The organism is Streptomyces sp. PL-29, assembly GCF_058344425.1.
In genome coordinates, this window is the sequence record NZ_CP136996.1 from 5,123,096 (window position 1) to 5,148,043 (window position 24,948).

The 24,948-nt window shown below is 69.0% G+C and carries 26 protein-coding genes and 2 pseudogenes; 24 read left to right on the top strand and 4 right to left on the bottom strand.

The genetic code is table 11. The features are described 5' to 3' along the window. The first annotated feature begins 202 nt into the window (after positions 1–202). The 17 genes and pseudogenes from R4Z63_RS23710 to R4Z63_RS23790 all read left to right on the top strand — a co-directional run bounded on the left by R4Z63_RS23710 (position 203) and on the right by R4Z63_RS23790 (position 13,244). Entirely contained in the window at positions 203–799 is a 597-nt protein-coding gene (locus tag R4Z63_RS23710; protein ID WP_037928343.1) for a hypothetical protein, read from the top strand. Between the two features lie 237 nt (positions 800–1,036). Continuing rightward, the gene (gene rpsP, locus R4Z63_RS23715; RefSeq protein ID WP_031148712.1) at positions 1,037–1,474 is read left to right on the top strand and encodes a 30S ribosomal protein S16; all 438 of its coding nucleotides are present in this window, start codon (positions 1,037–1,039) and stop codon (positions 1,472–1,474) included. A 2-nt stretch (positions 1,475–1,476) separates the two neighbouring features. Continuing rightward, positions 1,477–1,716, top strand: coding sequence for an RNA-binding protein (locus tag R4Z63_RS23720; RefSeq protein ID WP_030011889.1), 240 nt, complete (start codon positions 1,477–1,479; stop codon positions 1,714–1,716). A gap of 84 nt (positions 1,717–1,800) precedes the next feature. Next, a complete protein-coding gene (gene rimM / locus R4Z63_RS23725) occupies positions 1,801–2,367 on the top strand; it encodes a ribosome maturation factor RimM (protein ID WP_037928351.1) in 567 nt (188 codons plus the stop codon). Further along, positions 2,367–3,188, top strand: a complete 822-nt coding sequence (gene trmD, locus R4Z63_RS23730) for a tRNA (guanosine(37)-N1)-methyltransferase TrmD (protein ID WP_384456584.1) — start codon at positions 2,367–2,369, stop codon at positions 3,186–3,188. Before rimM ends, trmD begins: the two co-directional genes overlap by 1 nt. 134 nt (positions 3,189–3,322) lie before the next feature. After that, entirely contained in the window at positions 3,323–3,673 is a 351-nt protein-coding gene (rplS, locus tag R4Z63_RS23735; protein WP_030823745.1) for a 50S ribosomal protein L19, read from the top strand. Positions 3,674–3,716: 43 nt separating this feature from the next. Further along, a complete protein-coding gene (gene lepB / locus R4Z63_RS23740) occupies positions 3,717–4,484 on the top strand; it encodes a signal peptidase I (protein ID WP_384456581.1) in 768 nt (255 codons plus the stop codon). Further along, entirely contained in the window at positions 4,477–5,325 is an 849-nt protein-coding gene (lepB, locus tag R4Z63_RS23745) for a signal peptidase I (protein ID WP_384583263.1), read from the top strand. Before lepB (R4Z63_RS23740) ends, lepB (R4Z63_RS23745) begins: the two co-directional genes overlap by 8 nt. Before the next feature lie 112 nt (positions 5,326–5,437). After that, positions 5,438–6,334 carry a signal peptidase I gene (lepB, locus tag R4Z63_RS23750; protein WP_078557034.1) on the top strand — a complete coding sequence of 299 codons (897 nt, stop codon included), beginning with the start codon at positions 5,438–5,440 and terminating at the stop codon, positions 6,332–6,334. A 40-nt stretch (positions 6,335–6,374) separates the two neighbouring features. After that, positions 6,375–7,154 carry a signal peptidase I gene (gene lepB, locus R4Z63_RS23755; RefSeq protein WP_384450001.1) on the top strand — a complete coding sequence of 260 codons (780 nt, stop codon included), beginning with the start codon at positions 6,375–6,377 and terminating at the stop codon, positions 7,152–7,154. Further along, the gene (locus R4Z63_RS23760) at positions 7,144–7,650 is read left to right on the top strand and encodes an NUDIX hydrolase (RefSeq protein ID WP_384449998.1); all 507 of its coding nucleotides are present in this window, start codon (positions 7,144–7,146) and stop codon (positions 7,648–7,650) included. The genes lepB (R4Z63_RS23755) and R4Z63_RS23760 overlap by 11 nt, the downstream gene beginning before the upstream one ends. A gap of 55 nt (positions 7,651–7,705) precedes the next feature. Further along, entirely contained in the window at positions 7,706–8,014 is a 309-nt protein-coding gene (locus R4Z63_RS23765; RefSeq protein WP_005311352.1) for a DUF2469 domain-containing protein, read from the top strand. 108 nt (positions 8,015–8,122) lie between these two features. Next, positions 8,123–8,494 (top strand): YraN family protein, encoded by a 372-nt coding sequence (locus tag R4Z63_RS23770; protein WP_037928370.1) that lies wholly within the window; start codon positions 8,123–8,125, stop codon positions 8,492–8,494. Further along, positions 8,494–9,501 (top strand): annotated as a pseudogene (locus R4Z63_RS23775) (ATP-binding protein); the annotation flags it as partial. The gene R4Z63_RS23770 and the pseudogene R4Z63_RS23775, both read left to right, overlap by 1 nt. Before the next feature lie 217 nt (positions 9,502–9,718). Further along, positions 9,719–10,636 carry a hypothetical protein gene (locus R4Z63_RS23780; RefSeq protein WP_085478682.1) on the top strand — a complete coding sequence of 306 codons (918 nt, stop codon included), beginning with the start codon at positions 9,719–9,721 and terminating at the stop codon, positions 10,634–10,636. A gap of 218 nt (positions 10,637–10,854) precedes the next feature. After that, positions 10,855–11,208 (top strand): hypothetical protein, encoded by a 354-nt coding sequence (locus R4Z63_RS23785; protein WP_381432245.1) that lies wholly within the window; start codon positions 10,855–10,857, stop codon positions 11,206–11,208. A 53-nt stretch (positions 11,209–11,261) separates the two neighbouring features. Next, on the top strand, positions 11,262–13,244 hold the full coding sequence (locus R4Z63_RS23790) for an ATP-binding protein (protein ID WP_491522583.1): 1,983 nt from the start codon (positions 11,262–11,264) through the stop codon (positions 13,242–13,244). 169 nt (positions 13,245–13,413) lie between these two features. Here R4Z63_RS23790 and R4Z63_RS23795 read toward each other — a convergent pair whose 3' ends face one another. The 3 genes from R4Z63_RS23795 to R4Z63_RS23805 are packed head-to-tail and all read right to left on the bottom strand — an operon-like array spanning position 13,414 to position 17,803. After that, entirely contained in the window at positions 13,414–14,025 is a 612-nt protein-coding gene (locus R4Z63_RS23795; RefSeq protein ID WP_381432242.1) for a DUF6262 family protein, read from the bottom strand. Continuing rightward, entirely contained in the window at positions 14,022–16,628 is a 2,607-nt protein-coding gene (locus R4Z63_RS23800; protein ID WP_491522584.1) for a tyrosine-type recombinase/integrase, read from the bottom strand. The genes R4Z63_RS23795 and R4Z63_RS23800 overlap by 4 nt, the downstream gene beginning before the upstream one ends. After that, on the bottom strand, positions 16,625–17,803 hold the full coding sequence (locus R4Z63_RS23805; protein WP_491522585.1) for a tyrosine-type recombinase/integrase: 1,179 nt from the start codon (positions 17,801–17,803) through the stop codon (positions 16,625–16,627). Before R4Z63_RS23805 ends, R4Z63_RS23800 begins: the two co-directional genes overlap by 4 nt. Between R4Z63_RS23805 and R4Z63_RS23810 the strand changes: the two genes are divergently transcribed. From R4Z63_RS23810 to R4Z63_RS23825, 4 genes are all read left to right on the top strand, one after another. Further along, positions 17,797–18,573, top strand: a complete 777-nt coding sequence (locus R4Z63_RS23810; RefSeq protein ID WP_491522586.1) for an ATP-binding protein — start codon at positions 17,797–17,799, stop codon at positions 18,571–18,573. The two genes, R4Z63_RS23805 and R4Z63_RS23810, sit on opposite strands and share 7 nt — an antisense overlap. After that, complete coding sequence (gene dprA / locus R4Z63_RS23815; protein WP_037928376.1) at positions 18,570–19,745, top strand: DNA-processing protein DprA; 1,176 nt, start codon at positions 18,570–18,572, stop codon at positions 19,743–19,745. Before R4Z63_RS23810 ends, dprA begins: the two co-directional genes overlap by 4 nt. Before the next feature lie 209 nt (positions 19,746–19,954). Continuing rightward, positions 19,955–20,791, top strand: a complete 837-nt coding sequence (gene whiG / locus R4Z63_RS23820) for an RNA polymerase sigma factor WhiG (protein ID WP_037928379.1) — start codon at positions 19,955–19,957, stop codon at positions 20,789–20,791. Between the two features lie 52 nt (positions 20,792–20,843). Next, positions 20,844–21,401 (top strand): TetR/AcrR family transcriptional regulator, encoded by a 558-nt coding sequence (locus tag R4Z63_RS23825; protein ID WP_037928381.1) that lies wholly within the window; start codon positions 20,844–20,846, stop codon positions 21,399–21,401. A gap of 59 nt (positions 21,402–21,460) precedes the next feature. On the opposite strand, the pseudogene R4Z63_RS23830 reads toward R4Z63_RS23825, so the two are convergent. Beyond that, positions 21,461–21,859, bottom strand: a pseudogene (locus R4Z63_RS23830) (M23 family metallopeptidase); the annotation flags it as partial. A gap of 251 nt (positions 21,860–22,110) precedes the next feature. Here R4Z63_RS23830 and rpsB point away from each other — a divergent pair. The 3 genes from rpsB to pyrH all read left to right on the top strand — a co-directional run bounded on the left by rpsB (position 22,111) and on the right by pyrH (position 24,888). Next, the gene (gene rpsB, locus R4Z63_RS23835; RefSeq protein ID WP_384449990.1) at positions 22,111–22,974 is read left to right on the top strand and encodes a 30S ribosomal protein S2; all 864 of its coding nucleotides are present in this window, start codon (positions 22,111–22,113) and stop codon (positions 22,972–22,974) included. Positions 22,975–23,109: 135 nt separating this feature from the next. Further along, a complete protein-coding gene (tsf, locus tag R4Z63_RS23840) occupies positions 23,110–23,946 on the top strand; it encodes a translation elongation factor Ts (protein ID WP_037928386.1) in 837 nt (278 codons plus the stop codon). 162 nt (positions 23,947–24,108) lie between these two features. Next, complete coding sequence (pyrH, locus tag R4Z63_RS23845) at positions 24,109–24,888, top strand: UMP kinase (protein ID WP_384449986.1); 780 nt, start codon at positions 24,109–24,111, stop codon at positions 24,886–24,888. The last annotated feature ends 60 nt before the right edge of the window (positions 24,889–24,948 follow it).

Below are 24,948 nucleotides of genomic sequence, written 5' to 3' on the forward strand. Positions count from 1 at the left end.
CGGAGGCTTCCGGGCCCCGGCGCGCGGCTGGTGCCGCGCGCCGGGGCCGGTGCCTTTCTGGTCGTCGTTACGTACCGACTCCTCCTGGGTTCGGCGCACCCGTCCTCGTCGGGACGCATGAGGCTGAACTGACTGGTACGTGCAAAAAATTTGGAATGGCCCGGAATCGGAACACCCGGGCACCCCGGCTCGTTGTCACGACGTGAGCACGACACCACCTGTTCTCGCCGCAGAGCTGGCGCAGGCGTGGGCCGACATTCAGCGGTACCACCCCGAGCTGCCCGACCTTGCCGCGCCCGAGTCCCTGATCGGAGAGTCGTCGTCCGCCTGCGGCGCCGAACTCTCCTTCGAGCGACTGCTGCACGAGGCAGTCCACGGCATCGCGGCCGCCCGCGGTGTCCGCGACACCTCGCGCGCAGGCCGCTACCACAACCGCCGGTTCCTCGCGATCGCCGAGGAGATGGGGCTGGACCACTCCGACGAGCCGCATCCCAGCAGCGGCTTCTCCCTGGTCACCCTCAATCCCGAGGCGAAGCGGCGCTACCGCCCGACCATGGAGCGGCTGCAGCGCGCGCTGAAGGCGCACACGGCCGCCACCGCCGCCGACACCAAGCGCAGCTTCCGCGGGCCCGCCGCCCGGCACGGTTCCTCCGGCGGCGGCGTGCGCGTCAAGGCGGTCTGCGACTGCGGGCGCAACGTGCGGGTGGTCCCTTCCGTGCTCGCCCAGGCACCGATCGTGTGCGGCGGCTGCATGAAGCCCTTCCGCATCCCCGAAGTCGCCGTCGCGGCGGCCTCCTGACGCTGTGGGCGGCCGGCGCGCGCAGCCCGGCCGTGACGTGCGGGCTCGTCCGGCCGGAGTGATCCTCCCCGTCGGCCGAGCGCGCCGCAGGCGTATGGCACAATGGCTAGCTGTACTCGACAGTCGCATAGGACCCCTCTCTCCTCCGGCTGACGCGTCCATCGGGCACCCGAGTACCGCAACCCCACGTGGCATCTCATGTGCCCCACCACGTCAAGTTCAGGAGACACCACTCCAGTGGCAGTCAAGATCAAGCTCAAGCGCCTCGGTAAGATCCGCTCTCCCCACTACCGCATCGTCGTCGCCGACGCCCGCACCCGCCGGGACGGCCGCGCGATCGAGGAGATCGGCATCTACCAGCCGACCTACAACCCGTCGCGCATCGAGGTCAACGGTGAGCGCGCCCAGTACTGGCTCTCCGTCGGCGCCCAGCCGACCGAGGCCGTCCTGGCCATCCTGAAGCTCACCGGTGACTGGCAGGCGCACAAGGGCCTCCCGGCCCCCGCGCCGCTGCTGCAGCCGGCCACGAAGGAAGACAAGCGTCGTTCCTTCGACGAGTTCGCCAAGGCCCTCGAGGGCATCGGCGAGGGCAAGGGCGAGGCCATCACGCAGAAGAAGAAGGCCGACAAGAAGGCGGACGAGGCTGACGCCGCCGCCGAGTCGACCGAGGCCTGAGCATGCTCGAGGAGGCTCTTGAGCACCTCGTAAAGGGCATTGTGGACAACCCCGATGAAGTGCAGGTCGCCTCGCGCAACCTGCGCCGCGGGCAGGTGCTCGAGGTCCGGGTCCATCCCGACGACCTCGGCAAGGTGATCGGCCGCAACGGCCGCACCGCACGTGCCCTGCGCACCGTCGTGGGCGCCATCGGCGGCCGGGGGATCCGCGTCGACCTCGTCGACGTAGACCAGGTCCGCTGAGCAGTTGAATCACCGGCACGGGCCGGGGAGGGCACGTGTGCCCGCCCCGGCCCGTCGTCGTCTGAACAGGAGAGGCAACAGACAGTGGAGCTGGTAGTCGCGCGGATCGGCCGCGCCCACGGCATCAAGGGTGAGGTCACCGTCGAGGTGCGCACGGACGAGCCGGAACTGCGGCTCAGCCCCGGCGCCGTGCTGCGCACCGAACCGGCTTCGGCGGGCCCGCTGACCATCGAGACGGGCCGGGTGCACAGCGGCCGGCTCATGCTGCGGTTCGCCGGCGTCAAGGACCGCACCGCCGCGGAGGCCCTGCGCAACACCCTCCTCATCGCCGACGTGGACCCGGCGGAGCTGCCCGAGGAGGAGGACGAGTACTACGACCACCAGCTCATGGACCTGGACGTGGTGCTCGAAGACGGCACCGGGATCGGCCGGATCACCGAGATCTCCCACCTGCCCTCGCAGGACCTCTTCATCGTCGAGCGCCCCGACGGCACCGAGGTGATGATCCCCTTCGTCGAGGAGATCGTCGCCGAGATCGACCTGGAGGAGCAGCGCTGCGTCATCACCCCGCCGCCCGGGCTGATCGACGACCGCGCCGAGATCGCCTCCGCCCGTGACGCCGAGGCCGCGCGCTCCGAGGGCGACGCCTGATGCGGCTCGACGTCGTCACGATCTTCCCCGAGTACCTGGAACCGCTGAACGTCTCCCTCGTCGGGAAGGCGCGCGCCCGCGGACAGCTCGACGTGCACGTCCACGACCTGCGGGACTGGACCCACGACCGGCACAACACGGTCGACGACACCCCCTACGGCGGCGGGCCCGGCATGGTCATGAAGACCGGGCCGTGGGGCGAGGCGCTGGACGAGGCGCTGGCCGACGGCTACGAGGCGGGCGCGCACGGCCCCGTCATGGTGGTCCCCACGCCCAGCGGCCGCCCGTTCACCCAGGAACTGGCCGTCGAGCTCTCCGGGCGGCCGTGGCTGATCTTCACGCCCGCCCGCTACGAGGGCATCGACCGCCGCGTCATGGACGAGTACGCCACGCGCATGCCGGTCTACGAGGTCTCCATCGGCGACTACGTCCTGGCCGGCGGCGAGGCGGCCGTCCTGGTCGTCACCGAGGCCGTGGCGCGGCTGCTGCCCGGCGTGCTCGGCAACGCCGAGTCGCACCGGGACGACTCCTTCGCGCCCGGCGAGATGGCGAACCTGCTGGAGGGCCCCGTTTACACCAAGCCGCCGGTCTGGCGCGGCCGGGACATCCCCGACGTGCTGCTCAGCGGCCACCACGGCAAGATTGCCCGGTGGCGCCGGGACGAGGCCTTCCGCCGGACCGCGAGCAACCGCCCCGACCTGATCGAGCGGTGCGATTCCTCGGCCTTCGACAAGAAGGACCGCGAGATCCTCTCCATCCTGGGCTGGCAGCCGTCGCCGGACGGCCGATTTTGGCGCAGGCCGCAGGCCGTGGAAGAATAGGCGGCTGCTGTGTGCTCGCCGGACGCCCCTGCCACAGGGGGACCGTCGGCCGCCGAGACGCACGGCTCCCGAATTCTCTACGGAAACCCGCACCGGCGACCTGTGGCGTCGTGCGAAGAAAGCAGACGAAGAACATGTCTCACCTGCTCGATGGCGTCAACGCCGCCGCGCTCCGCTCGGACGTCCCGGCCTTCCGCCCGGGTGACACGATCAACGTGCACGTCCGCGTGATCGAGGGCAACCGCTCCCGTATCCAGCAGTTCAAGGGTGTCGTCATCCGCCGCCAGGGCGCCGGTGTCTCCGAGACCTTCACCGTTCGCAAGGTCTCCTTCAGCGTCGGCGTGGAGCGTACCTTCCCGGTCCACTCCCCGATCTTCGAGAAGATCGAGCTCGTCACCCGCGGTGACGTCCGCCGTGCGAAGCTGTACTACCTCCGTGAGCTCCGCGGCAAGGCCGCGAAGATCAAGGAGAAGCGCGACAAGTAAGGTCGCCTCCGGTGTCCGGCGGCGGCCGGATAGGCTCGCCCCGATGGACACCGAAGCACCTCACACGCAGCGCGGTCACTCTTCCCCCTCCGAGGGGGAGGGGTGGCCGCGTTCTGCGTTCTCCCGGACGGCCGGCGGGGCGCCCTCGGCGGGGCCCGACCCGGACCGGTCCGCCGGGCGCCGGCCGAGCTGGCGCCGGCCGGCGGCGCTCGGTGCGATCTGCACGGTCTTCCTGCTGCTGCTCAGCAACTTCGTCGTCCAGCCCTTCCTGATCCCGAGCCGTTCCATGGAGCGCACCCTCCAGGTCGGCGACCGGGTGCTGGTCAACAAGCTGGCGTACCGTTTCGGCGATCAGCCTCGTCGCGGGGACGTGGTGGTGTTCGACGGCACGGGCTCCTTTGTACGGGCGCCCGCAGGCGGCGGCCCGGTCGGTGAGCTGGTCCGGGGGGCCGCCTCCGCGCTCGGGCTGGCGGAGCCCTCCGACACCGACTTCGTGAAGCGGGTGGTGGGTGTGGGCGGTGACGACGTGGTCTGCTGCGACGCGGCCGGCCGGGTGTCGGTCAACGGCGTCCCGCTGGACGAGCCGTACCTGTACCCGGGGGACGCTCCCTCGAAGGTGCCCTTCCGGATCGTCGTGCCGCTGGGAACCCTGTGGGTGATGGGCGATCATCGTTCCCAGTCCCGGGACTCGCGGGACCATCTGGGGGAACCGGGCGGGGGGATGGTGCCGGTGGAGAAGGTGATCGGGCGGGTCGACTGGATCGGCTGGCCGGTTTCGCGGTGGGGTTCCGTCGGCGGCGGCCATGGGTAGCCGGGGACGGCCCAAGGGCCGACCCGAGCGCAGGCCCGAGCCCGAGCCGGAGCCGGAGCCGGTCGTGGTGGAGGGCGGCCGGGCCGAACGGCGCCGGCTGGCCCGCAGGGTCAAGCGGCGCCGGCGCACCCGCCGGGCGGGCGAACTGCCGCTGCTCGTGGTGGTGGCGCTGTGTATAGCGCTGCTCCTCAAGACCTTCCTGGTGCAGGCCTTCTTCATTCCGTCGGGCTCGATGGAGCAGACGATCCGGATCGGCGACCGGGTCCTCGTGGACAAGCTGACCCCGTGGTTCGGCTCCAAGATCGAGCGCGGCGACGTCGTCGTGTTCGAGGATCCCGGAGGCTGGCTCAAGGGCGAGGCCGCCCGGCCCGCCCAGGACCCCATCGTGGTCAAGCAGATCAAGCAGACCCTGACCTTCATCGGCCTGCTGCCCGACGAGCAAGATCTCATCAAGCGCGTCATCGGCGTCGGCGGCGACACCGTCAAGTGCTGCGACGCGCGGGGCCGGGTCACCGTCAACGGCTCGCCGCTCGATGAGCCGTACGTGAACCCCGGCAACTCCCCCTCCGACATCCCCTTCGAGGTACGGGTGCCGGCCGGACGGCTTTTCGTGATGGGCGACCACCGAGCGAATTCGGCCGATTCCCGCTTCCACCTGGACGAGGCCTTCGAGGGCACCATCGACGAGAAGGGGGTGGTGGGAGAGGCCGTGGTGATCGCCTGGCCCTTCGGACACTGGACCCGTCTGGAGCAGCCCGCGACCTTCCGCATGGTGCCCGATCAGGCACGCCGTGAGAGACGCGGTCGCAGACGGCGCCGTGCCGGCACGCCGTTCGCATAGTGTGTCCTCGGTCTCCCGAGCCCTAGGGAACTCCCGCTCGTTAAGGGAGGGGAGGGCCCGTGTCCGGTTCGGCGCGGGCGGCGAACGTGAGTGAGGAGTGGATGTGGGGGACGTGGCGGTAGGCGCGCGGTCCGGACGCGACGAGGGCGAGGAGCGGCCGGACGACGCCGTCGCGCGCGAGGCCGACGCGGACGGTGCTCTGGAGAACCCGCAGCGCTCCTTCTGGAAGGAGCTGCCGCTCCTCATCGGCATCGCCCTGCTGCTGGCCCTGCTGATCAAGACCTTCCTGGTCCAGGCGTTCTCGATCCCCTCCGACTCGATGCAGGACACCCTGCAGCGCGGGGACCGCGTGCTGGTCGACAAGCTCACCCCGTGGTTCGGCTCCGAGCCGGAGCGCGGCGAGGTCGTGGTCTTCCACGACCCGGCGGACTGGCTCTCGGGCGAGCCCACTCCGGAGCCGAACCTCGCGCAGCAGATCCTCAGCAAGATCGGCCTGATGCCGGACGCCTCCGAGAAGAACCTGATCAAGCGCACCATCGCCATCGGCGGCGACACGGTCGAGTGCAAGAAGGGCGGACCGGTCGTCGTCAACGGCAAGGCGCTCGACGAGCCGTACATCTACCCCGGAAACACCCCGTGCGACGACGCCCCCTTCGGGCCGCTCAAGGTGCCCGAGGGCAAGATCTGGGTGATGGGCGACCACCGGCAGAACTCCCAGGACTCCCGTTACCACATGCAGGACTCCACCGGGGGCTTCGTGCCGGTCGACAAGGTCGTCGGCCGGGCCGTCGTGATCGCGTGGCCGGTCACCCGCTGGTCCACCCTGCCGGTCCCGGACACCTTCGACCAGCCGGGCATCGGCAACCAGGCCGCGGCCACCGCGCTCGGCCTCGGGGCCGCCGGACTGGCGCCGGTCGGGCTCGGCCCGGCCGCGCTGGGGCTCGCCGGAGCGGTTCCGGTCGTGATGTGGCGCCGCAGGAAGCTGACCGGCGGCCGTACCGACGGGTAGGGTGCGCCCAGGTCGACGATCCCGATGTGGGGGCGCTGCAATGGGCGGAACAGAAGCGATACGCGGTGGCAAGGACGGCCGCGGCGGTCCCGGGAACGTGCTGTCCGGGATCGTCGTGGCCGTCGGCTTCGTGCTCTTCCTTGGCGGCTTCGTGTGGGGGGCGTTCGTCTACCGGCCCTACACGGTTCCGACCGACTCGATGATGCCGACGGTGAGCCCGGGCGACCGGGTGCTGGCGCAGCGCGTCGGCGGCGCCGAGGTGCGCCGCGGGGACGTGGTCGTCTTCAACGATTCGACGTGGAGTGATCTGCCCATGGTCAAGCGGGTCGTCGGCGTGGGCGGCGACACCGTGAAGTGCTGCGGCCCGGGCGGCGAGCTGACCGTGAACGGCACCGCGCTGGACGAGTCCTACGCCGACACCAGCCGGCCGGACACGGGCCTGGCCATGCCGCCCGGCCAGGTGCCCCCCGCCGGGACCCCCTTCGAGGTGACGGTTCCCGAGGGGAACCTCTTCCTCCTGGGCGACCGGCGCGCGGCCTCGCTGGACTCGCGGGCCCACCTCCAGGAGGCCGGGCAGGGAACGGTGCCCCGGTCGGCCGTCACGGCCCGCGTCGACGCCCTGGTCTGGCCGTCCGTGGCGATGCTGGAGCGGCCGAAGACGTACGCGGCCCTGCCCGGCGGGATCTCGGGCCACGGGCCGCTGCGGCTCCAGTCGGCGGCCGTGGTCACCGGGGCGGCCCTGGTGGTGCTCGGGGCGGCGTACGGGCCCCTCGTACGGTTCCTGGGGCGTGGGCGGCGGGAGCGGGCCGGTGCCGCCTGAACCGGCCGTCGGCCGTCGCCCTCGCCAGGTGTCCCGGGTGATCCTGCTGGATCCGGCGGACCGGATCCTGCTGCTGCACGGCTTCGAACCGGCCGACCCCTCCGACGACTGGTGGTTCACCCCGGGCGGCGGACTGGAGGGGACCGAGACCCGGGCGCAGGCCGCGCTGCGCGAACTGGCGGAGGAGACCGGGATCACCGAGGTGGAGCTGGGCCCGGTGCTGTGGCACCGCTTCTGCTCCTTCCCCTTCGACGGCCGGCGCTGGGAGCAGGACGAGTGGTACTTCCTGGCCCGGACGACCCGGACCGCGATCCGGATGGGCGGTCTCACCGAGCTGGAGCGGCGCAGCGTCACCGGAGCCAGGTGGTGGACCTCCGAGGAACTTCTCGCGGCACGTGAGACGGTGTACCCGACCAGACTCGCCGAGCTGCTCCGCACGCTGCTCGACGACGGTCCTCCGGGTGAGCCGGTGACCCTGGCCCCGGAAATCGTTTAGGGGCGCACGGCGCTGGCGCACAATAGGGGGACGCACGGCTGAAGGGGAACATGCCATGAGTGCCGAGGACCTCGAAAAGTACGAGACCGAGATGGAGCTGAAGCTCTATCGGGAGTACCGCGACGTCGTCGGGCTGTTCAAGTATGTGATCGAGACCGAACGCCGTTTCTACCTCACCAACGACTACGAGATGCAGGTGCACTCGGTCCAGGGCGAGGTGTTCTTCGAGGTCTCGATGGCCGATGCCTGGGTCTGGGACATGTACCGGCCGGCCCGCTTCGTGAAGCAGGTACGGGTGCTGACCTTCAAGGACGTGAACATCGAGGAGCTCAACAAGAGCGACCTCGAACTGCCCGGGAGCTGATCCGGTCACCCGGGAGGGTGGCGGGTGCGTCCACAGCCGCCGGGTTGTCCACCAAGATCCACAAGGTGGGCGGGGACGCGGGACCGTCGGTGCCGGAGGTGGTGCCCGATGGACGCGAAGAGCGCGGCACGGCAGGCGCTGGGGCGGTACGGCGAGGAGCTCGCGGCACGACGGCTGACCGAGGCCGGGATGACCGTGATCGCACGGAACTGGCGCTGCCGCGCCGGGGAGATCGACATCGTCGCGCGCGACGGGGACGCCCTCGTCGTCTGCGAGGTCAAGACCCGGCGTACGGGCGGTTTCGAGCATCCGATGGCCGCCGTCCGGACCGCGAAGGCGGACCGGTTGCGGCGGCTCGCGGGGAGGTGGCTCGCCGACCACGGCGGACCACCGCCGGGCGGCGTCCGCATCGACCTCGTGGGCGTGCTGCTGCCGCGCCGAGGCGCGCCCCTGGTGGAACACGTCAGGGGGGTGGCCTGATGGGGTTCGCGCGGGCCTGCTCCGTGGCCCTGGTGGGCGTCGACGGCGTGGTGGTCGAGGTCCAGGCCGACCTGGAGCCGGGAGTAGCGGCCTTCACGCTGGTGGGGCTCCCGGACAAGACCCTCGTCGAGAGCCGGGACCGGGTGCGTGCGGCCGTGGTCAACTCCGGAGCGGACTGGCCGCAGAAGAAGCTCACGGTCGGGCTGAGCCCGGCCTCCGTCCCGAAGGCCGGTGCGGGGTTCGACCTGGCTGTCGCGATCGCGGTGCTCGGGGCCGCCGGGGTGGTCGACCCTGCCGCCATCGCCGACCTCGTGCTGATCGGCGAGCTGGGACTCGACGGGCGGGTGCGCCCGGTCCGGGGGATCCTGCCGGCGGTCCTCGCCGCGACCGAGGCCGGCCACCGGCAGGTGGTCGTGCCGCTGCAGTGCGCGGCCGAGGCCGGGCTCGTGCCGGACGTCTCGGTGCTCGGCGTGCGCAGCCTGCGGCAGCTGATCGCCGTCCTGACCGGCGGCGAGCTGCCCGAGGAAGATCCCGGGGACCCGTCCGGCCGCCCGGACCCGATGTCGGCCGGACTGCTCGTTCCCGGTGCGGGCCTGGGCACCGGTCTCGCCCGGGGCCGCCGCGGCGGCGACTGCACCGACGTCCCCGACCTCGCCGATGTGACGGGGCAGCACACGGCGCGCCGAGCCCTTGAGGTGGCGGCCGCCGGAGGGCACCACCTGTTCCTCACCGGTCCCCCCGGCGCGGGCAAGACGATGCTGGCCGAGCGGCTGCCCTGGATCCTGCCGCCGCTCACCCGCCAGGACTCCCTGGAGGTCACGGCCGTCCACTCGGTCGCGGGAATCCTGCCGCCCGGCGAGCCGCTGGTCTCCCGACCGCCGTACTGCGCCCCGCACCACTCGGCGACCATGCAGTCCCTGGTGGGCGGTGGGACCGGGACGCCCAGGCCCGGCGCGGTCTCCCTGGCCCACCGGGGCGTGCTCTTCCTCAAGTTTTCCGGCCGAGCATCGCCGCAGACGCTGGTGACCTGCGAGCAAACGTAGCGGACATGTTCGCAACGTTGAGGCGAGCGAGCAGCGGGTCATCCGTACGGAGCAGAGCTAGTACAACTCTTTCGGCTGTTCGTTCGTACGTTCGATGGGTGGATGACTCGAGGCTCGCGGGCCGGCATCGACTGTGGTCACCCCGTGGATTCACCCACCGTTGCGCAGTTAGAGTGCCCAAGTGATCAGAGAGCAGTGGAGCGGGGGCGAATGGGAGGCCTACTGTCGGCGCCTCCTGTCGATGCGCTACGACTCGAACATTCAGTTCATTCCCGCCCGCGATGGCGGCGACGGCGGCCTGGAGGCGTTTCGCTTCGACGGAGTCGGCTACCAGTGTTATGTCCCGGAAGACGCTTTCACTCTGGAGTCTCAGACGACCTCCCAGAAGCGCAAGATCACAAAAGATCTTAAGCGCCTCTGTGACGATGTCGAGGGCACCTGCCGCCTTCTCGGAGACGTGCGTTTGCATACGTGGGTCCTCATGACCCCCGAGTTCGACAGCCGATCGCTCGTCGAGCACGCGCAGAAGAAGAAGAAAGACGTGTCAGCCATCCTGCCGCGCCCTAAGTGGTTGGCTGACGAATTCAAGGTGCTGGTTATTACTGACGAGGAATTCGCTTCTGAGCGTGCCCGCCTCGTCGGGCAAGTTGAGACGGAACTTCACCTCGACGTTCCCGATCCAGATGAGACGCTGTGGAACTTCGGCGAGGGTAATGAGATAGCGGACCGAGTCGCTACCAAACTTTCTGTCGTGCCCTCTCTCGCCTCTGATCCAGAGTGGCTTACCGACTACCGTGACGGGATGCTTCGGGTTTACTTTCGAGGGCAAGCCCAGATGGAGCGACTCAAGATTGAGTACCCGCCCCTTTACGCAGCGGTAGAGCGGAGGCTTAAGTCTGTCCTGAATACCTTGACGATGACTGTTTCTGCCATGGAAAGCCCCGGAACCGAGGTAATTGAAACTCTGGTTCGCCGATTGGCGGAGAGTCTCAAAAAGGACGCACCCGGTCTGTCCAACGTCCTATGTGAAGAGATTGCATGGCATGCAGTCTCCAGCTGGCTCATCCGCTGCCCGCTGCGCTTCAGGAGGGCTGCTTAATGTGGTCGACGCTTCCCGACAGCATCCCTCTGGAGTCCATTAATAAAGAAGAGCAGTCGACTGACCTAGTCACGCTTAGGCAATTTCCGCATCGTAACCCTCTCACACCTGTTGAGTTGCATCGTGTCCCTCTCCCGGTCCCTACGACGAGCCGAGCAGGGTGGAGAGTAACTGCTATTGTGCTGATTCTCGGGAGTTGCAGAGGAACCTCGGCGACGGTGGAGCAGTTGAACTGCCTTCTGTGGGCAATCAGCGAACGAGCCAGCAGCGAGCTGTTCCTATCAACATGGCGAAGCCGCGATCCGCAGAAGGCTCCTCTCCGAAAGTTCTTTCCCCCGCTGGAAGATGCTCTCAAAATTGCTCACGCTGATGGGCTTGTTGAGCAGAAGGGGAAGGTGCGGTATGGGCTTACGTCGCTCGGGAAGAGATACCTGTCGCTACTCAATTCCGATGAGGAACTCCTAGAGGAAGAAAAGAGATTCCTGGCTCAGCTAAGACCGATCACGACCTCGGGAATGTGGGATAATCTAGGGATCGTCAAGGCGGCTGGACGCGGGGAATCGGGGGCTTGAGCGTGAAAATTAGACTTGTCAGTGTAGAGATTTCGTCAAGGACCGAGCGCGGCATGTTGCGCTACGAGGCGAACCTCGCGCCTGGGTTGAACGTGATCGCGGCCCCTAATAGCTTCGGTAAGTCCACCCTCCTGCAGGGTGTAATTTACGCCCTAGGGCTCGAGGGGATGTTCTCCTCGAGTAGGAAGCCCCCGTTTGGCCCGGCGCTCCTGACGCTCGCAGATTGGCCGGATGGAACACGCTCGCCGGTACGCGAATCGTGGGTATCGCTGACCATCGCCAATGAGCAAGGTGCTTACATGCGATGCAAGCGATTCGTGCGCGGTGACGGTATTGACACATCGCTAATCATGACGTGGCAGGGAAGTAATCGTGCGGAGCTCGAGAGGGCAAGCCGCGTCGATATGTTCGTTCGGCAGCCCGGGGCTGCCTTGCGGGAGCTTGGTTTCCATAGAGCGTTGGCCGAATTCGTGGGATGGGATCTCCCTACCGTCCCGGGGTTCAACTCGGCCGAAGTTTCACTATATCTCGAAGCTCTTTTCCCGCTGTTCTATGTGGAGCAGAAATCCGGTTGGTCTGGAGTGGCCCCGCGCATGCCCACATACCTGGGGATCCGGGATGTGTTGAAGCGCTCCGTCGAATACGTCCTCGGGCTGTCTGCCTTGGAGCGACTCACCGCGCTGGCTGCGGTGAAGACTGAGGAAGACGACGTCAAGAAGCGATGGCAATCGGCAAGCGACCGTCTCGGTGACGCAGCAAAAAGTCTGAACTGCCGAATCTTCCTGCATCAAGACAGTCCAGTTACTCCTGCACGCCGCCAACACTGTGTTGTCGAAGTGATGGAGGAAGAATCGTGGGTCCTGCTGGAGCGGCAGATTGACGTCTGGCGCCAGCGTCTACGCGACCTGGAACGTGTCGGTGTCGAGCCGGCTGGACAGCATACAAATCAAGCCCGCGAAGAGCTTTCCGCTGCAGAAAATTCCATTCGTGACGTCGGCGGCAGGATTCGGCTAATCGACGAACAGTTGAACCTCTCACGTACCGATTCCGATGCTCTCGCCACCCGCTCAGCCAGTCTTGATGCGGAACGGAACCGTCTCGCGGATCTCCGCAAACTCCGCAGCCTTGGCAGCACACTGGGTATCGCGTCGGTATCGAATGATGTTTGTCCGACCTGTGGCCAGCTACTTGATGGGCGAGAAACGGCAACAGGAATCGCTGCCGACCTTGACCAAACCATTGCGGAGATCGAAGCGGAGAGGGAAACGGTTCGCGCGGCGACCCAGAGTGCTGAACGACGCCGGGCAGGGCTCGAACGAAACCGGAGTTCCCTTCAGGCCGCACTGCACGGAGCTATGCGGCAAGCTAGAGCACTTCGAGATGAACTAGTTGGTCCTTCAGCAGTCCCGAGCCGAGCGCAAGTCCAGCAGCAAATTCTCCTTACCTCCTCCATCGAGAGAGCCCAGCGCTTGCTCGATCTGGCGGACGAGGCTGACGAGTACTTCGATGAACTGGCCGAGCGTTGGCAGGATGTCCGTGACAGGCTGGCAGATCTGCGCGATGGAACGCTTAGCCGGACGGATCAGCAGATCGTTTCAAGGATGAATTCCAGCTTCCAAGCGCAGGTTCGGGACTATGGTCTACGCAGTGTTCCTCCTTCCGACTTGTCGATCGACGAATCAGCCCTCATCCCGGTCAATGATGGGGTGGAGCTAACGTTCGATCTATCGATGGGAATCAGCGCCTCGGACATGATCCGAACGAAGTGGGCTTACTACCTGTCCCTTTTCGAGGCGGCTACTTCATCGCAACGAAACCGTCACGCCAAACTGCTGATGCTCGACGAACCCCGCCAGCAGGAGACCGATCGCAGAAGTCTTGCTGCCTTCGTTAGGCGACTGGAGGGGGCGGCAGCCAGTGGGTGTCAGGTTATCTACGCCACTAGTGAGGATCGGCGAGATCTGGATGAAGTTCTTCGCAATGTCCAAGTAGCGATGCTGCCGGCTCAGGGTTCCCATCTGCTTGCTCCGGCGTGAGGCTGAGGCTGCTGCGATGCCACGCCTATCCTTTAACGCCGCAACTTGGACGTTAAAGGATAGGCTCAACGCCCGTGCCGGTTAAGGGAATTCGCCGCACGCCGGGGCGTTTGGGATCTGTCGCGGCGTCTCAGCGAGGTCGTGTGGCCGGAGTGGGAGCACGTGCTTTCTACCTGCAGCCTGCGAGCCCGTCCACGTCTGGCACTGGTCGGTCGACCAGCTGGACTTCGAGGTCGGAGATGCGTTTGTCGGCGAAGCGAACGTTGTCGCGGGCGGCGGACAGCTTCCCGGCCAGGGACTTGCTCTCGGCCGTCAGCTCGCGGACACGCTTCTTCAGGTTTCCGTTGTCGGTGATGATCCGGGCGATGTCTTCCTGGGACCATTCGCTCCGCAGGTCCCGGACCTGCCCGAGAAGTCCGGCGATCTGGTCGCGTTGGGCGAGGATCTCGGCGTGAGCGGTTTTGAGGGCAGCCTCGGTGTTCAGGGCCCGCTCCCGCCAGGACGCTTCGAGCTCGGCCTCGACGGTCTGCCGGTCCTGGACCCGCTTGCCGGCGGCCTGGTTCATCGCCTCGTCGACCAGGGCTCGGGCGTCGGCGTGCTCGTAGAGGAAGGTTCGCGAGACGTCCGCGGCCCGCGCGACTGCGGCCATCGTGATCGGCGCCCTGCTCTTGATCATCTGGTTCAGGACGTCCTTGATCCGGGCCAGGCCGGCTTCCGTCTTCTGTCGCCGGGCCTCCAGGGCTCGGGCGGTGCGGGTGGCGGGAACGGCGGACGAGGTCATTCGGTCATCTCCGGCAGGTCGCTGGTGTCGTCGTGCGAGTCGGCGAGGTCGCTGGCCCTGAAGGCGAGGCTCCAGAGCCGGTGGAAGTAGTCCTGAGGGCGTCGTAGGTCCAGCGCGAGGGCGTCTTCGAGCAGGCCGAGGCCGGCCAGTGCCTTCTCCAGTCCGTCGATCGCGCGGGCGGTGGGTTCGAAGTAGGCGTGCAAGTAGTCGGCGGTCTTGTCGTCGGGGGCGCGTTCGGCCATGGTTCGCCACTGTTCGGCCTTGCGACGCCAGTAGAGGAGGTCGGCGCCGGACATGACGAACTTGTCGCAGTTGTGGCAGTCGAGGTTCCAGGGGCAAGCGTCCCCACGGACCACGGGCTGGAAAGTGCAGAAGCCGCCTTCGGCCGGTGTGCTGCGGCGGGCCAGGTCCAGGGCCATCGCCTCGGCCTCGGCTTTGGTCAGGCCCTCGGCCGGGGAGACGAGGAGCTTGCCCGGGTTGGCCGAGCCCGGGCCGCCGACCCAGACCCGCTCCAGGACCTCGTCGATCTCCGAGGAGGCGACCTTCGCGTAGTGCTCGGCCATCCGCTGAGAAACCTGGCCGAGGTACTTCTTGATGTGGTGCAGGCCGGCGCCGTGCTTGAGGAGATTGGTGGCCAGCGTGTGACGTGCCTGGTGAGGGACCCAGGCGCCGATGTCGAGATCTTCGAGCCAGCTGCTGAAGCCGGTGTGGAAGAAGGTGTACGAAATCGAGACTGTGGCCTTCGGATTGCGGCTGCGGGAAGGGAACAGGGCCAGGCCCGCCCGTTCCTTGGCGGTGGGCGGCCGTCCGTGGCGGTCCTCGAATCGCTCGAGGGTGATCTGCTGGCGTTTCTGCAGCCGCAGGTAGAGCGTCTCGGGGATGCGGATCGCCTCGTCGAGGTTGCCGACCTTGGTCTGGTCGTGCCAGAGGAACGGGACGCGGCGGTGGATCGCGATGCAGTCCAGCCTCAGCTTCAGCACCTCGTTCGCGCGGCGGCCGGTGAACACCAGGGCTTCCCAGGCGTCGCGGAGCCCGTGGTTGTTGGGGTCGTAGCCATCCGCCAGCATCTGAAGGTTCGTCTGGTCGGCCAGGGCCCGGGCGACCGGGTCGGGAAACGGGCGCCGGGCCTTGATGGTGGGGGTGCGGCCGGTGGGCAGCGCGACGATGAACTTCCTCGAGAGTCCGATCTCCTCGGCCCGTCCGGTGTCCAGGGCGAAGCGCAAGATCGCCCGAGCGTGGTTGAAGATGAAGCGACCGGTGTTCTCGGTGACCGTGCTCGGCTTGCCCTTGTGGCTGCGGACGCCCAGGGCGGGCAGGTTCTCCCGGATCCGCCGGTTGTGGTCGGCGACGAACCGTTCCATGTGCTCCGCGTCCAGCAGCCGCGGATCGTGCCCGCGCTCGGGGGCTGTGATCTCCAGGAAGGCGCCCAGCTCGACGCAGGCCCGCCGGTCGTTGTCGAGCGGGCCGGTGCTGCGCGGCCCCTTCGCGGATCGCAGCCGGTCGGCGAGGTGTTCCCAGAGCAGGTCGCGCAACCATCGTTGAGGGACGTCCGTGAGGTCCCAATTGCTGTGCCGCTGAGGGAACTTGACGCCGAAATGCTCGGTCTCGATGTAGCCGGCCTCCTTCGTCTCCTCCGTGGTGAAGTAGATGATCCGCAATTCGGTGAGGGCCTCGTGGAGGATGAACCGCTTGCGGGAGTCCAGCTGGCTGCGTTCTGCGGCCATCTCGGTCAGCGAGCCGACGCGGCGTTCACGGACCACGTTGACCAGCTGCTGAACCCACCAGGTCGGCCAGTAGGTGTGGGCGCCCCGCTGGGTGTGGGCGAACAGCGTCCACTGGAACTCGGCCCTCACCAGCGGCGGCAGCCCCTGGAGATTGATCGTGCCGACCCGCGAGACCGGGTGCGTGGTCTTGCACCAGCGCAGGAACGCGGCCTTGTCCGCGTAGAGGATCGGGACGGGCCGGCCGACCTTCTCGTAGCGGTTGAACCACCTCGGAGGCCGCATGGCGTGACCGGGCCGGCCCTCCGCCTCGTAGCGGGTCTCATGGACATAGCAGAGCCCGAGGGGGCTGCTGGACAGGGACTGACAAGAGATGACGATGCAGTTGCCGTAGCTGTGGAACGGCTCGGTCTGCGTCGCGAGCCAGTCCTCGAAGACCAGGTCCGGGTCCGTGGCGGAAGCCTTCTTCCACCGGCCGTTGTGGGCCAGACACAGCTCGAGTCCGTGGTGGCGGGCCGGACGGACCCGGCAGACCCGGCAGGCTGGGGGCTCGCCCGACCGGTCGAAGAACTTCGCGGGCTTCGCGTCGCGCAGGAACTCGCGGCGCGTCAGCTGCGGGTTGGCCTGGCGGCCGCGGTCCCACTCCATCTTGTGGGGGTGGCACAGATCGCGGGCGTTGGTGCGGGAGTGAGGGCAGTCCTCCACCCGGCATCGCCATCCGAAGACCGGGTGGTCGGCGGGGACGTGGATCAGTGCCTCGCGGAAGATCTGCTCGACGTGCGGGCCGCCGAGCAGGGCGGTCAGCAGCTCCAGGCGGTCACGGGTCTCCCGGCGCTGGGCCGGGTCGGTGACGGTGTGCAGCGGCAGCAGGGTCTCGTTCACTGCATCTCACCCCATGCCGTCAGCAGGGCCGAGTTGAAGGCGGGGTCGTTGACATCGACGTGTGCGTAGATGTCCTCGACCGTCTGGGTCGAGGCCCAGCCGCCGGCGTCCCGGACGATGATCAGGTTGCCGTCTGCGGCGTCCAAGACGGCGTTCGCCCAGGTGTGGCGGAACATGTGCGGGCGGATCAGCCCCAGCCCGGCGCGGAAGCCGGCCCGCTTGAGCATCTTGCGGGCGCCCTCGGGGGCCCAGGGCAGTCCCTTGGCGGGCCCGTGCTGCTGAACCAGCAGCATGCCGTGCGCGGCGGCGCGCGGGTACTCGCTCATCATGTAGTCGAAGTACGAGTGGATCATCGCCGGGCTGACCCGCTTGATCAGCCCGCCCCGGATCACTCCGTCGTCGAACTCCCAGGGCCACTTCGTCTTCGCACGGGCGTCGGTGACCAGGCCGTCGCGGTGGCAGACGTGCAGGTGAGGGGTGCGGCACTCGCCGCAGGCGGCGTTCTCGCGCAGGTGCAGATCGGCGAGGTGGAGGCCGCAGAACTCTCCGATGCGCAGGCCCCCGTCGCTCAGCCACTCCACGGTCATGCGGTCGCGGGCCGAGTTCACCTCCTCCAGCAGGACCTCGCGGCCCCCGTCCGGGAGCATCTTCTTGTGCCGGCGTCGCAGTTCCTTCGGTGCAAGCGGGTTCGCGTCCATGCTCCGCGTGAGGTGCCCCAGCATCGCGCGGTCCTTGTCGCGCTGGGTGGGCAGCCGTTCCAGGTCCAGGGCCTCGGCGAGTGCCGCGTTGATGCCCAGCTCGGCCTGCTTGAGGTAGAAGCCCTTCAGACACGCTGCGGCACCGCGCAGAGCATCGTTCTGATACGGGCGCTTGCCCACCCGCCACGGCGATCCGTACGGCATCGGGACCTCTGCCCCGACCGCCTTCATGTACCGCTGGAGGTCCCGGAAGCCCACGGCCTCGGGCGTCAGCCCCTCATACTCCAGCCACCGCAGGTGATCGACGAGCAGATACGCGTACGTCCGGTCCGAGCCCCTGCCCGCGTACGGGGCGAGGTACCGCTCCGCTGCCGGATGCAGCCCGCTCGTCGAGTCGAAGATGGTGTACGAGCGGCTCCCGTCCCGGTGCTGCACCTTCTGCACCCTGAGCCGCCCCATTGACAGTCTCTGTGCCACGTGTCCTCCATGCCGACTGTGCTGACATCGCGAACATCACGACATCGGTCGGCAAACGAGGTCGGGACGTCCCAGGTCACCGCCCTCCACGGACATCGCGAACAGCACTCCCACAGGCCGGAAAACTGGACGAGGCCGCGGAGTTCCCCGGCAAGGCCCTGGATGCGCTGCGCCAGCCCCTGGAGTCGGGGCACGTGGTCGTCGCGCGCGCCGCCGGCGTGGTACGGCTGCCCGCCAGGTTCCTGATGGTGCTCGCGGCGAATCCCTGCCCGTGCGGGAGGCACACCCGGCAGGGAGCGGGTTGCGAGTGCCCGCCCTCGGCGGTCCGGCGCTACCAGGCCCGGCTGTCCGGCCCGTTGCTGGACCGCGTCGACCTGCGGGTGGAGGTCGAGCCGGTGACCCGCGGCGACCTGCTGGGGCGGGGCGGCCGGGGGGAGTCCAGCGAGTCGGTCGCCGACCGGGTGCGGGAAGCCCGGGAGCGCGCCGGGGCCCGCCTCGCCGGCACCCCGTGGCGGCTCAACTCGGAAGTGCCCGGCACCGAGTTGAGGACCCGTTGGCGGGCTGCCCCGGGGGCGCCGGCGCAGGCCGAGCGGGAGCTGGAGCGGGGGCTGCTGACCGCACGCGGGCTGGACCGGGTCCTGCGGGTCGCCTGGACCGTCGCCGACCTGCGGGGGCGGGACCGGCCCGAGGCGCCGGACGTGGCCGTGGCGCTGGAACTGCGCACCGGCATCTCCCGCGGGGCCATGTCGCTGACGGGGGCCGGAACATGACCGGCACCGAGGAGGAGTCGCTGGCCCGCGCGGCGCTGACCCGAGTGCTGGAGCCCGGGGACGCGCACGGCGGGCGCTGGATCCGGGAGCACGGCGCGGCGGGGCTGCTCCGGCTGCTGACGGGGCCGGAGGCGCAGTGGGGGCATCCGCCGTCCGGGGTGGGTCCGCAGCGGCTCGCGGCATACCGCAGGCGCGCGGCGCTGGCCGACCCCCGGCGGGACCTGGAGCTGGCCGCCCGGGCAGGGGCCCGCTTCGTGTTCCCCGGTGCGGCGGAGTGGCCGACGCAGTTGGACGACCTGGGGGACGAAAGGCCCGTCGGGCTGTGGCTGCGGGGCCGGCCGAACCTGCGCACCTGGGCGCTGCGTTCGGTGGCCGTGGTCGGGGCCAGGGCCTGCACCCCGTACGGCGCGCACATGGCGCAGACGCTGGCCGCCGGGCTCGCCGAGCGGGGCTGGGTCGTGGTCTCCGGCGCGGCCTTCGGCATCGACGGCGCCGCCCACCGCGGAGCCCTCGCCTCCGGCGGCGCGACGGCGGCGGTGCTCGCCTGCGGGGTGGACGTCGCCTATCCCCGCGGGCACAGCGGGCTCCTCGGCCGGATCGCCGGCCAGGGTCTGGTCGTGGGGGAGTTGCCGCCCGGCAGCCACCCCACGCCCAGCCGGTTCGTCCTGCGTAACCGGGTCATCGCCGCCCTCACCCGCGGCACCGTCGTGGTGGAGGCCGCACACCGCAGCGGTTCGTTGGTGACCGCCCGGCGGGCCCAGCGGCTCGGGCGGTTCACCATGGGTGTCCCCGGACCCGCCACCAGCGGGCTCTCGGCCGGTGTGCACGAGCTGCTGAGGGGAGAGGGCCTGCTGGTCACCGACGCAGCGGAGGTCGTCGAACTCGTCGGCTCCATGGGGGAGCTGGCGCCTGATCGGCGCGGCCCGGTGCTTGCCCGCGACCTGCTGGACCGGGACACGGCCCGCGTGCTCGAAGCGCTCCCGGCCGGCCGCGCGGCGGCCGCGGCCGAGCTGGCACTCGCCGCGGGCGTCGGCACCGATGAAGTCATCGGCAGACTGTACGAACTTCACTCTCTGGGGTTCGTCGAACGGCAGGGCGACGGCTGGCGGTTGGCCGGACGAACCGCTGGAGAGGGCACACAATCCGCGGTCCCACGGCGAGGCGCTCGTTGACCTGGGCACTTCCGGTGAAAGAGTGAAAGCGATGACAGACGCGGTCCTCCCGGTGGCGGTCGCCGGGACCGTGCGCGAGGCGCCGGTCCCGGGGCGCCCGCGCGAGCCGGGCCGCCCTCCGGCCCCCGCGCCATCCCGTACTCTTCGCGCACCGCGACTATTCCGTCACGCTACGCTCCCAAGGAATCCGGCTCCGGCAAAGGCGACGCATGCCCCAGCACACCTCAGGGTCCGACCGCGCTGCGGTGCCCCCCGCTGCCCGCGGCAGCGTGCGGTCCACCGCGCCCTCGTCCTTGGAGGGGCTGTGGCGCTCGTACAAGGACTCGGGTGACGAACGACTGCGGGAGCAGCTGATCCTGCACTACTCGCCCCTGGTGAAGTACGTGGCCGGCCGCGTCAGCGTGGGCCTGCCGGCCAACGTGGAGCAGGCCGACTTCGTCTCCTCCGGGGTCTTCGGGCTGATCGACGCCATCGAGAAGTTCGACATCGACCGCTCGATCAAGTTCGAGACGTACGCGATCACTCGGATCCGCGGCGCGATGATCGACGAACTGCGGGCACTGGACTGGATCCCCCGCTCGGTACGACAGAAGGCGCGGGCCGTGGAGCGGGCCTACGCCACGCTGGAGGCCCAGCTGCGGCGCACCCCGACGGAGGCCGAGGTCGCCGGGGAGATGGGGATCGGTGTGGAGGACCTCCACGCCGTCTTCAGCCAGCTGTCCCTGGCGAACGTGGTGGCCCTGGAGGAACTGCTGCACGTCGGCGGGGAGGGAGGCGACCGCCTCTCGCTCATGGACACGCTGGAGGACACCGCCGCCGACGACCCGGTCGAAGTGGCCGAGGACCGCGAATTGCGGCGCCTGCTGGCACGGGCCGTCAACACGCTGCCCGAGCGGGAGAAGACCGTGGTGACCCTCTACTACTACGAGGGACTCACCCTGGCCGAGATCGGCAACGTGCTGGGCGTCACCGAGAGCCGGGTCAGCCAGATCCACACCAAGTCCGTGCTGCAACTGCGCGCGAAGTTGGCGGATGTGGGGCGGTGAGCCCGCCGTACCTCCGTAGAGTGGACGTGTGCCCAGGATTCGAGCGGCCTCCGTGGCCGAGCACCGGTCGATGCAGCGCGGCGCCCTCTTGGACGCCGCGCGTTCCCTGCTGTCCGAAGGCGGTACGGAGGCACTGACCTTCCCCGCCCTGGCGGAGCGGACCGGGCTCGCCCGGTCCTCCGTGTACGAGTACTTCCGCTCCCGCGCGGCCGTGGTCGAAGAGCTGTGCGCCGTGGACTTCCCCGTGTGGGCCGCCGAGATCGAGGCGGCGATGGAGCGGGCCGGCACGCCGGAGGCGAAGGTCGAGGCCTACGTGCGCAGCCAGCTGGGCCTGGTGGGGGACCGCCGGCACCGGGCGGTCGTGGCGATCTCGGCCAGCGAGCTGGACGCCGGAGCCCGGGAGAAGATCCGCGCCGCGCACGGCGGGCTGATCGCGATGATCGTCGAGGCGCTGGCCGCCCTGGGACAGGAGCAGCCGAGGCTGGCCGCGATGCTGCTCCAGGGGGTCGTGGACGCGGCCGTGCGCCGCATCGAGCTGGGCGCCGCCGAGGATCCCGAGGTCATCACGGAGACGGCCCTGGCCATCGCCCTGCGGGGCGTCCGGGGCTGAGCCGCTCCCGGTAGCAGGCGTGGCGTGGGCCGGGACAGCAGCGTCAGCGGGTTGAGGTAGACCTCGCCCGCCAGCAGGCCCCAGTGCAGGCACGGCCCAGGACAGTGGGACCCTTCCGTAAGGACCGCCACCACCTGCCCGGCCGTGACCTGCTCACCCTCCGCGACCAGCGGCCGGACCGGCTCGTAGGTCGTGCGCAGGCCGCCCGGCAACGCCAGCGAGAGCACCCCGCGGCCCGCGACCTGTCCCGCGTGGTGGACCCGGCCGGCGGTGACCGCCCGCAGCCGCGCACCCACCGGGGCCGCCAGGTCCACCCCGCGGTGGCCGGCCGCGTACGGGGTCGGCGGCGGATCCCACCAGCGCAGCACCGACAGCGGCGCGGGCAGCGGGCGGGCCGCGGGGGCGGCCGGCGGGAGCGGGGACAGGGCCAGGAGCAGGCTGAGCAGCAGGGTCGTCATGCACCGCAGCGTCCCGCAACCCGCCCGGGCGGCGGGTCGGCCTGTGGACGGTCCGGGCACTGTGGACAACGGCGTCACCCGGCATACCGCCGGGTCCCGTACACTTCTTGTGGCGATCCGGGTCACCGGGTCGACTTCGCACGCCCCGGCACCAGCCCGAAACGGCCAGGTGACAGCGTCTCTCGGTCCCCTCAAGGGGGCAGGGCGCGGTGGGGCGTCAGGAACCAAACCGAGAAACCAAGGAGATGGCCATGGCCGTCGTCACGATGCGGGAGCTGCTGGAGAGCGGCGTCCACTTCGGTCACCAGACCCGCCGTTGGAACCCGAAGATGAAGCGCTTCATCTTCACGGAGCGCAACGGCATCTACATCATCGACCTGCTGCAGTCGCTGTCGTACATCGACCGCGCCTACGAGTTCGTGAAGGAGACCGTCGCGCACGGCGGCTCCATCATGTTCGTCGGTACCAAGAAGCAGGCCCAGGAGGCCATCGCCGAGCAGGCGACGCGCGTCGGCATGCCGTACGTCAACCAGCGCTGGCTGGGTGGCATGCTCACCAACTTCTCCACCGTCTACAAGCGCCTCCAGCGCCTGAAGGAGCTTGAGGCGATCGACTTCGAGGACGTCGCCGCCTCGGGTCTCACCAAGAAGGAGCTCCTGGTCCTCTCGCGCGAGAAGGCCAAGCTGGAGAAGACCCTCGGTGGTATCCGCGAGATGTCGAAGGTTCCCAGCGCCGTCTGGATCGTCGACACCAAGAAGGAGCACATCGCCGTCGGTGAGGCGCGCAAGCTGCACATCCCGGTCGTCGCGATCCTCGACACCAACTGCGACCCCGACGAGGTCGACTACAAGATCCCGGGCAACGACGACGCGATCCGTTCCGTCACCCTGCTCACCCGCGTGATCGCCGACGCCGTCGCCGAGGGCCTCATCGCCCGTTCCGGCGCTGCGACCGGCGACTCGAAGCCGGGCGAGAAGGCCGCCGCCGAGCCGCTCGCCGAGTGGGAGCGCGACCTGCTCGAGGGTGACAAGAAGGCCGACGACGCCGCTGAGGCCGCCCCGGCCGCCGAGGCCCCGGCTGCCGAGGCCCCGGCCGCCGACGCCGAGCAGGCCTGACCCACTGCGAGCGCCCGGCGTTCACGCGTCGGGCACTCACAGCACGGACGATGACGGCGGGGGAGCCGCGCCACGAGCGCGGCGCCTCCGCCGTTCACCCGTAGATCTACGACTTCGAGAGAGAATCACAGACTCATGGCGAACTACACCGCCGCTGACGTCAAGAAGCTCCGCGAGCTCACCGGCGCCGGCATGCTGGACTGCAAGAACGCGCTCGTGGACGCCGACGGTGACGTCGAGAAGGCCCAGGAAGCCCTCCGCATCAAGGGCCAGAAGGGCGTCGCCAAGCGCGAGGGCCGTTCTGCCGAGAACGGTGCCGTCGTCTCCCTCATCGCCGACGACAACACCTCGGGTGTCATCGTCGAGCTGAAGTGCGAGACCGACTTCGTCGCCAAGGGCGAGAAGTTCCTGGCCGTCGCCAACCAGCTGGCCGCGCACGTCGCCGCGACCTCCCCGGCCGACATCGAGGCGCTGCTCGCCTCCGAGATCGAGCCCGGCAAGACCGTCACCGCTTTCGTCGACGAGGCCAACGCCAACCTCGGCGAGAAGATCGTCCTGGACCGCTTCGCGCAGTTCACCGGCGGCTACGTGACCGCGTACATGCACCGCACGATGCCCGACCTGCCGTTCCAGATCGGCGTCCTGGTCGAGCTCGACAAGGAGAACGCCGAGGTCGCCCGCGGCATCGCGCAGCACATCGCCGCGTTCGCCCCGCAGTGGCTGTCCGCCGAGGACGTCCCGGCCGACAAGGTCGAGTCCGAGCGTCGCATCGCCGAAGAGGTCACCCGCGCGGAGGGCAAGCCCGAGGCTGCCATCGCGAAGATCGTCGAGGGTCGCGTCAACGGCTTCTTCAAGGACGCCACGCTGCTCGGCCAGGCCTACGCCCTGGACAACAAGAAGTCCGTCCAGAAGGTTCTGGACGAGGCCGGTGTCACCCTGAAGCGCTTCACCCGCATCAAGGTCGGCATCTGAGTCCGTCCGTACGCGACGGACACCGGACCCCGGTAGGGTCTGAAGCAGTCGTCCGCGCTTGCGCGAGACGACCGCAGATCTGACGAGGAGGCCATTGCCGTAGAGGGAACCGCGAGGACCCACCGGCAATGGCCTTCTTCGTATGTGCACGAGGAGATCTCCATGAATCAGGGCGTGGACCCCCACACCGCATCCGACGACAAGAGCGACCAGTTCAAGAAGGGCCGCCGCTTCATGCTGAAGCTGTCGGGCGAGGCCTTCTCCGGTGGCGGAGGACTGGGCGTCGACCCCGACGTCGTCCACGCCATCGCGCGTGAGATCGCCGCGGTGGTCCGCGACGGCGCGGAGATCGCCGTCGTGATCGGCGGCGGCAATTTCTTCCGAGGCGCCGAGCTCCAGCAGCGCGGCATGGACCGGGCCCGGTCCGACTACATGGGCATGCTCGGCACGGTCATGAACTGCCTCGCGCTCCAGGACTTCCTGGAGAAGGAGGGCATCGACTCCCGCGTTCAGACCGCCATCACCATGGGTCAGGTCGCGGAGCCGTACATCCCGCTGCGCGCCGTGCGCCACCTGGAGAAGGGCCGTGTCGTCATCTTCGGCGCCGGCATGGGCATGCCCTACTTCTCCACCGACACCACGGCCGCCCAGCGCGCCCTGGAGATCGATGCCGAGGCCCTCCTCATGGGTAAGAACGGCGTCGACGGGGTCTACGACTCCGACCCGAAGAAGAACCCGGACGCGGTGAAGTTCGACGCGCTGGAGTACGGCGAGGTCCTCTCGCGCGACCTCAAGGTCGCCGACGCCACCGCGATCACCCTCTGCCGTGACAACAAGCTGCCCATCCTCGTCTTCGAGCTGCTCGCCGAGGGCAATATCGCCCGCGCCGTCAAGGGTGAGAAGATCGGCACGCTCGTCAGCGACGAAGAGCCCCGGGCCTGAGCAGTTCGCTGCTGGTCCGGGCGGCCCGAACCGGCCCGCCCGCCCGCCTGAACCATCCAT

What these genes read in the sequence shown, in the direction of transcription:
- R4Z63_RS23720 (WP_030011889.1), top strand. Translation starts at nt 1,477, where the DNA reads ATGCTCGAGGAGGCTCTTGAGCACCTCGTAAAGGGCATTGTGGACAAC.
- trmD (WP_384456584.1), top strand. Translation starts at nt 2,367, where the DNA reads ATGCGGCTCGACGTCGTCACGATCTTCCCCGAGTACCTGGAACCGCTG.
- rplS (WP_030823745.1), top strand. Translation starts at nt 3,323, where the DNA reads ATGTCTCACCTGCTCGATGGCGTCAACGCCGCCGCGCTCCGCTCGGAC.
- lepB (WP_384456581.1), top strand. Translation starts at nt 3,717, where the DNA reads ATGGACACCGAAGCACCTCACACGCAGCGCGGTCACTCTTCCCCCTCC.
- lepB (WP_384583263.1), top strand. Translation starts at nt 4,477, where the DNA reads ATGGGTAGCCGGGGACGGCCCAAGGGCCGACCCGAGCGCAGGCCCGAG.
- lepB (WP_384450001.1), top strand. Translation starts at nt 6,375, where the DNA reads ATGGGCGGAACAGAAGCGATACGCGGTGGCAAGGACGGCCGCGGCGGT.
- R4Z63_RS23765 (WP_005311352.1), top strand. Translation starts at nt 7,706, where the DNA reads ATGAGTGCCGAGGACCTCGAAAAGTACGAGACCGAGATGGAGCTGAAG.
- R4Z63_RS23770 (WP_037928370.1), top strand. Translation starts at nt 8,123, where the DNA reads ATGGACGCGAAGAGCGCGGCACGGCAGGCGCTGGGGCGGTACGGCGAG.
- R4Z63_RS23790 (WP_491522583.1), top strand. Translation starts at nt 11,262, where the DNA reads ATGTTGCGCTACGAGGCGAACCTCGCGCCTGGGTTGAACGTGATCGCG.
- R4Z63_RS23795 (WP_381432242.1), bottom strand. Translation starts at nt 14,025, where the DNA reads ATGACCTCGTCCGCCGTTCCCGCCACCCGCACCGCCCGAGCCCTGGAG.
- dprA (WP_037928376.1), top strand. Translation starts at nt 18,570, where the DNA reads ATGACCGGCACCGAGGAGGAGTCGCTGGCCCGCGCGGCGCTGACCCGA.
- whiG (WP_037928379.1), top strand. Translation starts at nt 19,955, where the DNA reads ATGCCCCAGCACACCTCAGGGTCCGACCGCGCTGCGGTGCCCCCCGCT.
- rpsB (WP_384449990.1), top strand. Translation starts at nt 22,111, where the DNA reads ATGGCCGTCGTCACGATGCGGGAGCTGCTGGAGAGCGGCGTCCACTTC.
- tsf (WP_037928386.1), top strand. Translation starts at nt 23,110, where the DNA reads ATGGCGAACTACACCGCCGCTGACGTCAAGAAGCTCCGCGAGCTCACC.
- pyrH (WP_384449986.1), top strand. Translation starts at nt 24,109, where the DNA reads ATGAATCAGGGCGTGGACCCCCACACCGCATCCGACGACAAGAGCGAC.